This is a genomic window from Peribacillus sp. NPDC101480 (genome assembly GCF_050277335.1).
Taxonomy (GTDB): Bacteria; Bacillota; Bacilli; order Bacillales; family DSM-1321; genus Peribacillus.
In genome coordinates, this window is sequence record NZ_JBNNSB010000004.1 from 482,113 (window position 1) to 494,403 (window position 12,291).

Here is a 12,291-nt window from a genome sequence, read left to right on the forward strand (position 1 = left end):
CGACGTTCAAATTTTCACGAACATCAACGGAACCATAATTTTAGATAAATAGGCTGGACCTGAAAGAGGAGCCTGGACTGTGGAATGACGGAAGCAGTCTATATATGAAAGGGGAGCTTTATCATGCTTCGTTCAATGTATTCGGGAATAAGCGGATTAAAAAACTTACAAACAAAATTGGATGTTATCGGTAATAACGTCGCCAATGTCAATACATATGGTTTCAAAAAAAGCCGTGTGACATTCAGCGATGCAATGAACCAAACGGTATCTGGTGCAAGTGCAGCAACAGCCAATAAAGGAGGAACCAATTCTAAACAAATTGGATTGGGGTCCACGATTGCTACAATTGATACGATCCATACACAGTCAAGCCTGCAAACCACCGGCCGCGATCTTGATTTAGGAATATCCGGTGATGGCTATTTCGTCGTCAAGCAAGGCGATTCTCTTTCATATACACGCGCAGGAAACTTTTACCTGGATGATAATGGTACCCTTGTCAACGCGAATGGTTTGAAAGTGCAGGCTTACAAGGTTGATGAAAACGGGAAACGATCAAAAACGATTGGCGATGTTGCTGTTAACGTCAATGCGATTTTACCTGCCATTACCACCACTAAAATATCAGTAAGTGGAAATCTAGCTGCTGACGCAATTGATGGTACCGTATTTAGCCAGCAAATGAAAGTTGTGGATGACAAGGGTAAAGAACAAACGGCAACTATCTTTTTCCAAAAAAACGGTGATGATAAATGGGAGGTTTTTGATGAAGAACCTGGTCCTTTGGGGGATACATCAGCTACTAAACCAAAACCGTTCACTACGATAAATTTCGACGCTAATGGTCAGATAGTGGCAGCTGATAAAACCCAGGCTGGTCAAACCATAAACATTTCAAGCGGCAAAGAGGATGACTCGGATACTGCAGTCGATGAAAGCGTACAAAAAGTTAATTTGGATTTTGATTTCTCGAATCTTACTCAAGTTAAAGGTTCCACCACTGCTCTTGTAAATCCGAATGGTAATAAAGAAGGTAAACTGGAAAGTTTTAATATTGGTTCATCAGGGGAAATAAATGGCGTTTATTCCAACGGTCTGATCACTACCTTAGGCCAACTTGCCGTCGCCAAGTTTTCCAATGCATCTGGCTTGACGAAAACCGGTGGCAATACTTTTCAGGAATCAATAAATTCAGGTACTGCAAATATCAATATCGCAGGTGAGGGGCGCGGTGTGATTGCATCAGGTTCTTTGGAAATGTCCAATGTGGATTTATCCGAAGAGTTTACTGAAATGATCGTTGCTCAACGTGGTTTCCAGTCAAATTCGAGGATCATCACGACGTCGGATGAAATTCTACAGGAATTGGTTAACTTAAAACGATAGGTTAAGGGAGGGAGGAGCCAGGTGCTTTTTGCCCTAGCTCCTAAATATCATTATCAAAGTCACAAGGCTAAATGGAAAATGCTTTTATATCAATGCATTGTACATAGACACAGTCGAGTCATTGCCAGATACGACCATTACCTTTACAAATGGTAAGAAAATCGTTGTGCTAGAGAAGGAAGAGGAACTGGTTGAAGGTATTATACAATTTTATCGTACTGTTAATATTCTCGGTTTTCGTAAGGATGTGGAGGAAAGTTCATGAAAAAAAATCTATTGACCATTATGTTGATTATACTCGTGGCTATAACGCTTGTTGGTGTCATAGCGGTCGTAGTTGTGACAAAGTTATCTGAGCCCACATCTGCCGAAGATAAACCTAGCATTGACGAAATTATCAAATCATCAGTTGAGATTCCTGAAATTACTACGAATCTTGCCGGCAATGATTATATCAAAATCTCATTTACGGTCCAAACAGAAAATAAAAAAGCAAAAGAAGAGTTGGAAAAAAGAAATTTTCAAGTGAAAAATATCATCATTACCGAACTATCAGAAATGAAAGCGGAAGAGTTAACCGGTAAAAAAGGCAAGGAAAAGCTTCAAGAAGCGTTAAAGACTAGAATGAATGAATTAATGGAAGAAGGAAAAGTTGAAAAGGTTTATATAACCTCCTCGATTCTGCAATAAGAACATCCTTGCTTCATTAAATTAAGAAGGAGAAGCTTTGGAGGTGAGTGTTAATGTCCGGGGAAATATTATCGCAAAATGAAATTGATGCTTTGTTATCGGCCATTTCCACAGGTGAAATGGATGCAGATGATTTAAAAAAAGAAGAAGTAGAAAAAAGAGTGAAAGTATACGACTTTAAAAGGGCGCTTCGGTTTTCTAAGGATCAAATCCGGAGTTTGACCAGGATACACGAGAACTTTGCAAGGCTGCTGACCACATACTTTTCTGCTCAGCTTAGAACATATGTCCAAATATCCGTTGCTTCGGCAGATCAAATACCTTACGAAGAGTTTATCCGATCGATTCCTAAAATGACCATCATGAATGTTTTTGAGGTGCCGCCCTTGGATGGCCGGATCATTCTTGAGGTCAACCCGAATATCGCTTATTCCATGATGGATCGCGTTTTGGGCGGGCGGGGCATAAGCGAGAATAAGGTGGATAGTTTAACGGAAATAGAAACGAAGATCATGTCGAATTTATTCGAGAAAGCTTTTGAAAATTTACAGGAGGCTTGGGGAACGATTGTTGAAATCGAGCCGGTGATGACAGAGTTCGAGGTGAATCCACAATTTTTACAACTGGTTTCACCCAACGATACTGTTGTGGTCATTTCCTTGAATACACAAATCGGCGAAACGAGTGGAATGATTAATGTTTGCATTCCTCACGTCGTATTGGAACCGATCATACCAAAGTTATCCGCTCATTATTGGATGGAAAATTCCCAAAAGGAAAAAATCCCGGAGGAAATCATGATTTTGGAAAAGCGTATCCGAAACGCAGATCTTCCCATTATTTCCGAACTTGGTTCCACGGACATCACCATCGAGGATTTTTTGCTGCTTGATGTTGGCGATGTCATCGATTTAAATAAGGCAATCGATGAACCTTTGACGATTACCATTGGAGGGATTCCAAAATACAGCGGGCAGCCAGGAAAAGTAGGAAAAAAACATGCTATCCAGATTCTTGATATTTTGAAAGGGGGAGACGAGGATGGTAAGTGATGGAATGCTTTCGCAAGACGAGATAGATGCCCTTTTAAAAGGTACAAGTGATATAGAAGATGAGGTGTTCCCTCTCTCGATTGACGATTATTTATCGATGATGGAACTCGACGCCCTCGGTGAAATCGGTAATATCTCCTTCGGAAGTTCGGCCACTGCCCTATCCACTTTGTTGAATCAGAAAGTGGATATCACCACTCCGACGGTTACATTGATTGAAAGGGGACAGATCGCGGAAGAATTCCCGCATCCGTATGTAGCGATACAAGTGCAATATACAGAAGGTTTTTCAGGTATAAATATGCTGGTCATCAAGCAGAGTGATGCTGCTATCATTGCGGATTTGATGCTTGGGGGAGATGGGGAGAATCCTTCTGACCTGCTTGGGGAAATTCAATTGAGTGCTGTTCAGGAAGCCATGAACCAAATGATGGGTTCTGCTGCGACTTCCATGTCGACCATTTTCAGTAAAAAAGTGGATATTTCTCCACCTAGCATAGATTTACTTAACTTTTTAAATGGTGAAGGTGAAAATGCGATACCGGACGAGGATTTATTTGCAAAAATCTCATTCCGTCTCCGTGTCGGCAGCTTAATTGATTCCAGTATCATGCAATTGCTGCCGTTAGAGTTTGCTAAAGGGTTAGTTTCCGAATTATTAAATGGAACGGGCGAAAGCGATCCTGACGAGATGAAAACGCAAAAAGTACTAAGTGAACCAGTAACAAACATTCCAACTCAGGAGCGGGCACCATTACAGGACAGCCGGTCTGATCGATCGGCAAATGAAACTTATGGACAAGGCGATCACCAAACCCAACCTATGAACCAAATACCGAATGTACCACAACATTTTGGTGTTTCATCCGTACCAACAGGACAGCCGGTAAATGTTCAGCCTGCCAGTTTCACCAGTTTTCAGCCTTATCAGCTTCAGGAGTCTGAAACGAAAAATCTCAGCATGCTGATGGATATCCCTTTGCAGGTAACTGTGGAGCTTGGGAGAACGAAACGCTCCGTCAAGGATATTTTGGAGCTGTCCTCCGGATCGATCATCGAATTGGATAAATTAGCGGGAGAGCCAGTGGATATCCTGGTAAACAGCCGCTTGATAGCAAAAGGCGAGGTAGTGGTTATTGATGAAAACTTTGGAGTGCGTGTTACGGATATCATGAGTCAGAGTGACCGATTAAATAAAATAAGATAATTTGGGGGACGAAAATTATGGCTAATAGAATTTTAATTGTGGACGATGCAGCATTTATGAGAATGATGATTAAGGATATCCTTTCAAAAAATGGCTTTGAAATAGTCGGGGAAGCAGCAGATGGCGCCCAAGCGGTGGAAAAATATAAAGAAACTCATCCGGATCTTGTAACGATGGATATTACCATGCCTGAAATGGATGGAATTACAGCATTAAAGGAAATTAAAAAGGTAAATCCTCAAGCTAAGGTCATCATGTGTTCAGCGATGGGACAGCAAGCAATGGTCATTGATGCAATCCAGGCGGGTGCAAAGGACTTTATCGTGAAGCCATTCCAGGCAGACCGTGTTTTGGAAGCCATAAATAAAGCATTAAGTTAAGAGGGTGTCTTCATATTGTTTTTAATTAAAAAATGGCTTCAGGTCTCACTGATGATAGCAGTATTCTTCTCTGGGGCGATACAGGCCCATGCGGAAGATCTTGAAAAAACAGTGAAGGATGTTTATGAACAGCCAGATGATTTAAAGGTGGATAAAGGTGAATCAAAAGGCTCGAAATCTACCAAACAGACAACGAATCCTGACAAAGTGGGGATAACCGTTTGGGAGTTTCTGAGGATGATATTTGCTACTATTTTTGTAGTGGCCCTTCTATATATCCTATTAAAGTTCATCAATAAAAAAAGTAAATCATATCAAAAGGCAAATTCAGTGGAGAATTTAGGCGGTACGAGCCTTGGCGCAAATCGTTCTGTCCAGCTTGTTAAAGTCGGCGGGAGAATATTGGTGATCGGGGTCGGTGAAAATATTCAGCTCTTGAAAGAAATAGATGATCCAGAGGAATATGAACAGCTTTTGAAAGATCACAACGATAAGATCGATCAAATGATCCAGCCAGGGGAACTTGCAATGAAGTTAAAAAATAATTGGTTGAAGAAAAGCGGATCCGAAGCCTCCAGTTTCTCTGCAGAGTTCAAAAATCAACTTGATCAATTGTCTGCTAGCAGGAAAAAGCTGTTAAAGGAGCTTGATAGGAAAGGAAGAGACAATGAATGAATGAGTTCATGGAGTTTTTTAATAACAGTGATCCCACTAATGTCTCTACTTCCGTCAAACTTGTTCTACTGATGACTGTCTTATCGCTGGCTCCAAGCATATTGATCCTGATGACCTGTTTTACTAGAATCATCATTGTCCTGAGCTTTGTGAGAACATCGCTAGCTACACAGCAGATGCCGCCGAATCAGGTGTTGATCGGCCTGGCACTTTTCATGACATTTTTCATAATGGCTCCGACTTTTCAGGAAGTGAATGAAAAGGCATTAACCCCGTTATTTAATGAAGAGATAGATTTAGAAGAAGCATATGTACAGGCCTCGATACCATTTAAGGAATTCATGAGTGCCCATACAAGACAGAAGGACCTTGAGCTATTCTTGGAATATGCCAAGGTGGATAAGCCTGAAACGATACAGGACATTCCCTTGACGGCCTTTGTACCTGCTTTTGCAATCAGTGAAATCAAAACAGCTTTTCAAATAGGTTTCATGATTTTCATTCCCTTTTTGGTTATTGATATGGTGATTGCAAGTGTCCTGATGTCGATGGGGATGATGATGTTGCCGCCAGTCATGATTTCCCTGCCATTTAAAATCCTCCTTTTCATTCTTGTAGACGGATGGTATTTAGTGGTGAAGTCTTTATTACAGAGTTTTTAAGCAGGTGAGAAAAAATGAGTGCAGATTTTGTTATTGATATAGCAGAAAAAGGAATTTATATGGTATTGATTATCGCTGGCCCATTGATGGTAATCGCTCTTATTGTAGGACTATTAGTAAGCATCTTTCAGGCAACTACACAGATTCAGGAACAAACCTTGGCATTTGTTCCGAAAATCGTCGCAGTCTTATTGGGACTCATTTTATTGGCTCCATGGATGTTGAGCCACCTATTATCATATGCAAATGAAATATTCGGTAATCTGAATCGATTTGTAGGGTAGGGCATGGAGGAATTATTTCCGCACTTTCCCGCCTTTTTATTAATTGTGGTAAGGGTCACTACGTTTTTCGTGGCCATGCCGATTTTTTCGTACCGTTCTATACCGGTACAACATCGGGTCGGGCTTGGAATCTTCCTTGCCTGGATCATGTACTACACCATTGATGCTCCGGTTCTGGAATTGGATGTCACATTTTATTTATTGATCATGAAGGAAGCGCTTGTTGGCCTTTTCATTGGGTTTGCAGCGTATATGATTTTATCGGCCGTTCAAATGGCTGGCGGATTGATTGATTTTCAAATGGGTTTTTCAATAGCGAATGTCATCGATCCCCAAACGGGGGCACAAAGCCCGTTGATGGGACAATATCTTTATACAATCGCTCTATTATTCCTATTGAGTACTAATGGCCATCATTTGCTTTTGGATGGAATTTTTTATAGTTATCAGTTCATCCCGATTGACCAATTATTTGTACCATTCGGAGATCATGCGCTGATAGAATACTTGGCCAAAGCTTTCAGCAAAGCTTTCATGATTGCTTTTCAAATGTCCATACCTGTGGTGGGAAGTATTTTCTTAGTGGATGTCACGTTAGGGATACTTGCCAGGACAGTTCCTCAATTAAATGTATTCGTTGTTGGGATTCCAGTGAAAATCATTGCCGGCTTAGCGGTTATCATACTGGTAATGGGGATGATGATGACGGTTGTCACCCAACTCTTCAATTTCTTGCTTTTGACGATGCGTAACCTAATGCAGTTGATTGGAGGCGCATGATATGGTGAGGTTTCAGCTGGATTTGCAGTTTTTCGCTGGTGAAAAGACCGAAAAGGCGACTCCCAAAAAACGTCAGGATTCGAAGAAAAAAGGTCAGGTGGCAAAGAGTCAGGATGTAAATACCTCTGTGAATTTAATTGCCGTGTTTTCTGTGTTATTGCTTATGGGACCGTACATGTATAATCATTTGCTCGGTCTTACGAAAGAATATCTGCAACATTTTACCTTGGCTGGATTCAGTGAGGAGAATATGCAAATTATCATGATAGAGGTTTTAAAGGAGATGGGCCTTATCCTAGGACCCGTTTTTGCAGCAGCGATAGTCGCTGGGATATTGGCTAATGTCATGCAAGTCGGGTTTCTGTTTTCGACTGAATCCATACAGTTCAAACTTGATAAATTGGATCCCATTAAAGGATTCAAACGTATTTTTTCAATGAGGGCCATTGTTGAGTTATTGAAATCCATTCTTAAAATATCATTTGTTGGTTTTGTTGCCTTTTATGTACTATGGCAGCGCATGGACGAGATTATGATTTTATCACAGATTTCTGTGGAAGAAGCGATGGCAACATTGGCGGATATTACGATTAAAGTAGGATTTTATGCTGCCGTGGCTTTATTGTTCATTGCTCTATTAGACTATTTGTATCAAAAATATGACTTTGAAAAAAACATCCGGATGTCCAAACAGGATATTAAGGATGAATATAAAAATTCCGAAGGGGACCCGCTCATCAAATCCAAGATAAAGCAAAAGCAGAGGCAGATGGCCGCTCAAAGAATGATGCAGGAAATTCCCAATGCGGATGTCGTCATCACTAACCCGACGCATTTTGCTATTGCTTTAAAATATGATGAAGAAAAAGCTGAGGCTCCGTATGTAGTGGCAAAGGGCGTTGATTTTGTTGCCCAGAAAATTAAATTCATTGCCAAAGAAAATGATGTGATCATGGTGGAAAATCGGCCTTTGGCGAGGTCTTTATATGATCAAGCTGAATTAGGCCAAGCGATACCTGAAGAGTTCTTTAAGGCGGTCGCTGAAATACTGGCCTTTGTATATAAAACCAAAGGTAAACTGTAAAGAAGTAATAGGGTAACCCGCTAGTTAGGAGAGAAAAAACATGCGAGCAAGAGATTTAGTTGTTATTTCGAGCGTCATCATGATCGTTGCCATGTTGGTCATTCCATTGCCAACATGGTTGTTAAGTATTTTACTCCTTTTAAATATCTCTCTTGCGCTGCTGGTTCTATTGACTACGATGAATATGAAAGAACCTCTCGAATTTTCAATCTTTCCTTCCTTGCTCCTTTTACTGACATTGTTCAGGCTGGGGTTGAATGTTTCGACGACTCGTGCCATTTTGACCTATGGTGATGCTGGGGGAGTTGTAGAAACCTTTGGGTCGTTTGTAGTCGGCGGTAACGTGCTTGTAGGATTAGTTGTATTCATCATTTTGGTCATCATCAATTTCATCGTCATCACGAAAGGTTCCGAACGGGTCTCGGAGGTAGCGGCAAGGTTTACGCTGGATGCGATGCCAGGGAAACAGATGGCCATCGATGCAGATTTAAATGCTGGGATGATCTCCGAAAACGAAGCACGTGCCAGAAGGGAAAAAATTAGTAACGAAGCAGACTTTTATGGATCCATGGATGGGGCTAGTAAGTTTGTTAAAGGGGACGCCATTGCGGGCATCATCATTGTCATCATTAACTTGATTTTCGGTATGATCATTGGCGTCATGCAATTGGACATGAGCTTTGGAGAAGCAGCCGTCCATTTTTCCATGTTATCGGTTGGTGACGGAATCGTGAGTCAGGTACCAGCTTTATTGATTTCTACAGCTACGGGAATTGTCGTAACCCGGGCAGCCTCGAATGGAAACCTCGGAGCGGATATTGTTGAACAGTTATTTCAATTTCCCAAAATGCTTTACCTAACAGCAGCAACCATTTTCCTTTTAGGGTTATTCACTCCCATTTCCGACTTGTTCACCATTCCGATCGCTGCTTTATTAGTCGTTGGAGGGTATACAATTTCAAGGATACCGAAGCAGGACGAAAGTGAAATACAAGAAATGGAGGAAGTGCTGGAAACCGATGAAATGAAAAGTCCAGAAAGCGTCGTTAACCTTTTAAGTGTCGACCCGATCGAATTTGAGTTTGGATATGGATTGATTCCGCTTGCGGATGCCAATCAAGGGGGAGACCTACTGGACCGGGTCGTCATGATCCGCCGGCAGCTTGCAATTGAGTTGGGGCTCGTGATCCCTGTCGTCAGAATACGTGATAATATTCAGTTGAATCCTAATGAGTATCGGCTGAAGATTAAGGGAAGTGTCATGGCAAAGGGGGAATTGCTCCTAAATCATTTCTTGGCCATGAGTCCAGGGATGGAAGATGATTCAATAGAAGGAATCGATACGATAGAACCGTCTTTCGGTTTACCGGCCAAGTGGATTATGGATGATATGAAAGAACATGCCGAGATGCTGGGTTATACAGTTGTGGACCCGCCAAGTGTTGTATCCACCCACTTGACGGAAGTCATAAAGTCCAATGCGCAGGAATTATTGGGCAGGCAGGAAACGAAACAATTGATCGATCATCTTCACGAATCGGCACCTATACTAGTAGAGGAGGTCACTCCGAATCCCTTGTCTATAGGAGATGTACAAAAGGTATTGGCAAAATTATTGAAGGAAAAGGTTTCGATAAGGAATTTACCGATCATTTTCGAAACGCTTGCTGATTATGGCAAGTTATCGACTGACACAGATTTGCTTACCGAATATGTAAGGCAGAACTTAGCGAGACAAATAACAAATTCTTTTATTGCGGATGAAAATAGAATTAAAGTCATAACATTATCGGGGAAAGTTGAAAAGACCATCGCTGATGGTGTACAGCAAACTGAACATGGTAATTTTTTATCATTGGATCCAACTCTATCGCAATCCATATTGGAGGCAGTTGCAGCCAAATTGGAAGAGCTGACCCTAATGGATCACCAACCGATCCTACTCTGCTCTCCAGCAGTAAGGATGTATGCCCGGCAATTAACTGAACGTTATTTTCCTAATGTACCGATTCTTTCATACAATGAACTAGAATCGAATGTGGAAGTACAAAGTGTAGGGGTGGTGAATATCGATTGAAGGTAAAGAAATATTTGGCGCCATCAATGAACGAGGCAATGAAGCGAATAAGGACGGAACTAGGCAGTGATGCAGTAATCTTAAGTTCGAAGGCTGTATATAATGGTGGTTTTTTAGGATTATTCAAAAAGAGGAATATTGAAGTCATTGCAGCCATAGACCCTGTGTCCCAGCCTATCCAAGCCGTAACCAAGCAAAAATCGAAGAAGTTGCCATCAAAGCTGGAAATGGCAAGTCATGCCCCTGAACCCAATGAAGGGAATGGGGAAAGTGCTGACTTATTAAAAGAAATCGAAGGTTTGAAAGATATGATAAAGAGTTTGCAAATCTATTCAACTGATAAAAAATATCCGGGGAAGCTGGAGAAAATCCACAAATACCTAACCGAGCAGGAAGTGGATATATCACTTCGATCCCAAATCATGGATGAATTGCTTGAAAAATGGTTCGTTTTTAAACAGCAATCCACTGATGAAGAGGTTCAAGTTTGGTTGGAAGAAGCCATGCTCGGGATTTTAGAAGAAGTTGGAAACGGAAAACCCGGGCTGCAAAAAAAATATATTAATATTGTTGGCCCAACAGGTGTGGGAAAGACAACGACCTTAGCAAAAGTAGCTGCGGAAACCATGTTAAAGCATGATAAAAAGGTGGCCTTCATTACGACGGATACGTACAGGATTGCTGCAATAGATCAACTTAAGACATATGCCAAGATTTTAAACGTTCCAATTGAAGTCGCTTATAATTTGGAAGACTTCAAAAGGGCTGCTGAACGCTTCTCCCATTATGATTTTGTTTTTATTGATACGGCCGGAAGGAATTTCCGTAACCCGCAATATGTCAAGGATCTTAATGAAATCATCCATTTTACAGATGAGATGGAAACCTATTTAGTATTGTCATTGACCTCTAAACAAAAGGATATGGAAGATATTTATCGACAGTTTGCTGCCATACCTATTAAACAGGTCATTTTTACAAAAGCGGACGAAACCTCCACTTTCGGGCAAATATTCAATTTTATACATACTCATAAATTAGGAGCCGCCTATATAACAGATGGACAAAATGTGCCAGACGATATTGAAATAGCTACATCTTCACAGCTATTGAAAATGGCTATTGGGGCTAATAAATATGAAAGATCAAGCTGAGAATTTACGAAGAAGATTGGAAGCCCGCCAAAATCGATCAATGGCCAAAACGATTGCCGTTTTAAGCGGGAAAGGTGGAGTGGGAAAATCAAACTTTTCCTTGAATTTTTCGATTGCCTTATCCAAAAGAGGCAAAAAAGTACTGTTGTTCGACATGGATATCGGTATGGGGAATATTGATATTTTGATCGGGGAACAATCTCCCTGCAGCATAATTGATTTTTTTGAAAACGATTGTAGTTTGAAGGATATCATCATGGCAGGACCGGGAAACATTTCAATCATTACAGGTGGAACGGGGTTGACGGCTCTCTTTTCACTTGATGAGGAAAAATATACCCGGTTTAATGAGGAGTTCGGTTTATTGTTGGCGAATTACGATTATATCTTATTTGATATGGGTGCTGGCATCACTCAGGATTCCATGAAATTCCTGTTATGTGTGGATGAATTAGTCGTTATAACGACACCTGAACCCACTTCTATCATGGATGCATATTCCGCAATGAAATATATCCATTCAGTAAATAAAGAGATATCATTGTTCCTGGTTTGCAATCGGGTTTTCACGAGTAAGGACGGCAGAGATACGATTAAGCGGCTCCAAAATGCATTAGTGGAATTTTTGGGATTGGAAACTGTAGCTCTTGGGTACTTGCCAGATGATAGAACCGTACCCAATTCTGTTAACAAACAAATGCCCTTTCTTCTTTTCGATTCTGAAGCCGATGTATCCAAAGCCATTATGGACATTGCTTCGAGATATGCAAATCATTCATTTGGGGAAGAATTGACTTTGCAAAAAAGCCATTTCCTCCAAAATATGAAGAGATATTTTTTTGGAAAGTAGGTCTCCT

General features: G+C 40.9%; 14 protein-coding genes. All 14 read left to right on the forward strand.

The features are described 5' to 3' along the window. Nucleotides 1-123: 123 nt before the first annotated feature. Genes ACQKMF_RS16675 through ACQKMF_RS16740 form a run of 14 tightly spaced genes read left to right on the forward strand, consistent with a single transcriptional unit; the run spans nucleotide 124 to nucleotide 12,284 of the window. Nucleotides 124-1,389: a flagellar hook protein FlgE gene (locus ACQKMF_RS16675; protein ID WP_402941823.1), complete on the forward strand. Its 1,266-nt coding sequence runs from the start codon at nucleotides 124-126 to the stop codon at nucleotides 1,387-1,389. 52 nt (nucleotides 1,390-1,441) lie between these two features. Further along, nucleotides 1,442-1,654 carry a flagellar FlbD family protein gene (locus tag ACQKMF_RS16680; protein WP_397315036.1) on the forward strand — a complete coding sequence of 71 codons (213 nt, stop codon included), beginning with the start codon at nucleotides 1,442-1,444 and terminating at the stop codon, nucleotides 1,652-1,654. Then, the gene (fliL, locus tag ACQKMF_RS16685) at nucleotides 1,651-2,079 is read left to right on the forward strand and encodes a flagellar basal body-associated protein FliL (RefSeq protein WP_101224653.1); all 429 of its coding nucleotides are present in this window, start codon (nucleotides 1,651-1,653) and stop codon (nucleotides 2,077-2,079) included. Before ACQKMF_RS16680 ends, fliL begins: the two co-directional genes overlap by 4 nt. Before the next feature lie 53 nt (nucleotides 2,080-2,132). Next, nucleotides 2,133-3,131: a flagellar motor switch protein FliM gene (gene fliM, locus ACQKMF_RS16690; RefSeq protein WP_260357085.1), complete on the forward strand. Its 999-nt coding sequence runs from the start codon at nucleotides 2,133-2,135 to the stop codon at nucleotides 3,129-3,131. After that, nucleotides 3,121-4,338 (forward strand): flagellar motor switch phosphatase FliY, encoded by a 1,218-nt coding sequence (fliY, locus tag ACQKMF_RS16695; protein ID WP_427574109.1) that lies wholly within the window; start codon nucleotides 3,121-3,123, stop codon nucleotides 4,336-4,338. Before fliM ends, fliY begins: the two co-directional genes overlap by 11 nt. A gap of 17 nt (nucleotides 4,339-4,355) precedes the next feature. Continuing rightward, the gene (locus ACQKMF_RS16700) at nucleotides 4,356-4,718 is read left to right on the forward strand and encodes a response regulator (RefSeq protein WP_063231856.1); all 363 of its coding nucleotides are present in this window, start codon (nucleotides 4,356-4,358) and stop codon (nucleotides 4,716-4,718) included. A gap of 15 nt (nucleotides 4,719-4,733) precedes the next feature. Beyond that, nucleotides 4,734-5,393: a flagellar biosynthetic protein FliO gene (locus tag ACQKMF_RS16705; RefSeq protein WP_402941829.1), complete on the forward strand. Its 660-nt coding sequence runs from the start codon at nucleotides 4,734-4,736 to the stop codon at nucleotides 5,391-5,393. Then, nucleotides 5,390-6,055: a flagellar type III secretion system pore protein FliP gene (fliP, locus tag ACQKMF_RS16710; protein WP_101224657.1), complete on the forward strand. Its 666-nt coding sequence runs from the start codon at nucleotides 5,390-5,392 to the stop codon at nucleotides 6,053-6,055. Before ACQKMF_RS16705 ends, fliP begins: the two co-directional genes overlap by 4 nt. A 14-nt stretch (nucleotides 6,056-6,069) precedes the next feature. Beyond that, the gene (fliQ, locus tag ACQKMF_RS16715; RefSeq protein ID WP_101224658.1) at nucleotides 6,070-6,339 is read left to right on the forward strand and encodes a flagellar biosynthesis protein FliQ; all 270 of its coding nucleotides are present in this window, start codon (nucleotides 6,070-6,072) and stop codon (nucleotides 6,337-6,339) included. Nucleotides 6,340-6,342: 3 nt separating this feature from the next. Continuing rightward, nucleotides 6,343-7,119 (forward strand): flagellar biosynthetic protein FliR, encoded by a 777-nt coding sequence (gene fliR, locus ACQKMF_RS16720; RefSeq protein WP_402941832.1) that lies wholly within the window; start codon nucleotides 6,343-6,345, stop codon nucleotides 7,117-7,119. Between the two features lies 1 nt (nucleotide 7,120). Then, nucleotides 7,121-8,203 (forward strand): flagellar biosynthesis protein FlhB, encoded by a 1,083-nt coding sequence (gene flhB / locus ACQKMF_RS16725; protein ID WP_101224660.1) that lies wholly within the window; start codon nucleotides 7,121-7,123, stop codon nucleotides 8,201-8,203. Between the two features lie 40 nt (nucleotides 8,204-8,243). Continuing rightward, nucleotides 8,244-10,280: a flagellar biosynthesis protein FlhA gene (gene flhA, locus ACQKMF_RS16730; RefSeq protein WP_260357091.1), complete on the forward strand. Its 2,037-nt coding sequence runs from the start codon at nucleotides 8,244-8,246 to the stop codon at nucleotides 10,278-10,280. Next, nucleotides 10,277-11,434, forward strand: a complete 1,158-nt coding sequence (gene flhF, locus ACQKMF_RS16735; RefSeq protein ID WP_402941836.1) for a flagellar biosynthesis protein FlhF — start codon at nucleotides 10,277-10,279, stop codon at nucleotides 11,432-11,434. The genes flhA and flhF overlap by 4 nt, the downstream gene beginning before the upstream one ends. Continuing rightward, nucleotides 11,418-12,284 carry a MinD/ParA family protein gene (locus ACQKMF_RS16740; protein ID WP_427574113.1) on the forward strand — a complete coding sequence of 289 codons (867 nt, stop codon included), beginning with the start codon at nucleotides 11,418-11,420 and terminating at the stop codon, nucleotides 12,282-12,284. Before flhF ends, ACQKMF_RS16740 begins: the two co-directional genes overlap by 17 nt. The last annotated feature ends 7 nt before the right edge of the window (nucleotides 12,285-12,291 follow it).

Bases quoted from the DNA above. Each gene is read 5' to 3' on its own strand.
- ACQKMF_RS16675 (WP_402941823.1), top strand. From the start codon at position 124: ATGCTTCGTTCAATGTATTCGGGAATAAGCGGATTAAAAAACTTACAA.
- fliL (WP_101224653.1), top strand. From the start codon at position 1,651: ATGAAAAAAAATCTATTGACCATTATGTTGATTATACTCGTGGCTATA.
- fliM (WP_260357085.1), top strand. From the start codon at position 2,133: ATGTCCGGGGAAATATTATCGCAAAATGAAATTGATGCTTTGTTATCG.
- fliY (WP_427574109.1), top strand. From the start codon at position 3,121: ATGGTAAGTGATGGAATGCTTTCGCAAGACGAGATAGATGCCCTTTTA.
- ACQKMF_RS16700 (WP_063231856.1), top strand. From the start codon at position 4,356: ATGGCTAATAGAATTTTAATTGTGGACGATGCAGCATTTATGAGAATG.
- fliP (WP_101224657.1), top strand. From the start codon at position 5,390: ATGAATGAGTTCATGGAGTTTTTTAATAACAGTGATCCCACTAATGTC.
- fliQ (WP_101224658.1), top strand. From the start codon at position 6,070: ATGAGTGCAGATTTTGTTATTGATATAGCAGAAAAAGGAATTTATATG.
- fliR (WP_402941832.1), top strand. From the start codon at position 6,343: ATGGAGGAATTATTTCCGCACTTTCCCGCCTTTTTATTAATTGTGGTA.
- flhB (WP_101224660.1), top strand. From the start codon at position 7,121: ATGGTGAGGTTTCAGCTGGATTTGCAGTTTTTCGCTGGTGAAAAGACC.
- flhA (WP_260357091.1), top strand. From the start codon at position 8,244: ATGCGAGCAAGAGATTTAGTTGTTATTTCGAGCGTCATCATGATCGTT.
- ACQKMF_RS16740 (WP_427574113.1), top strand. From the start codon at position 11,418: ATGAAAGATCAAGCTGAGAATTTACGAAGAAGATTGGAAGCCCGCCAA.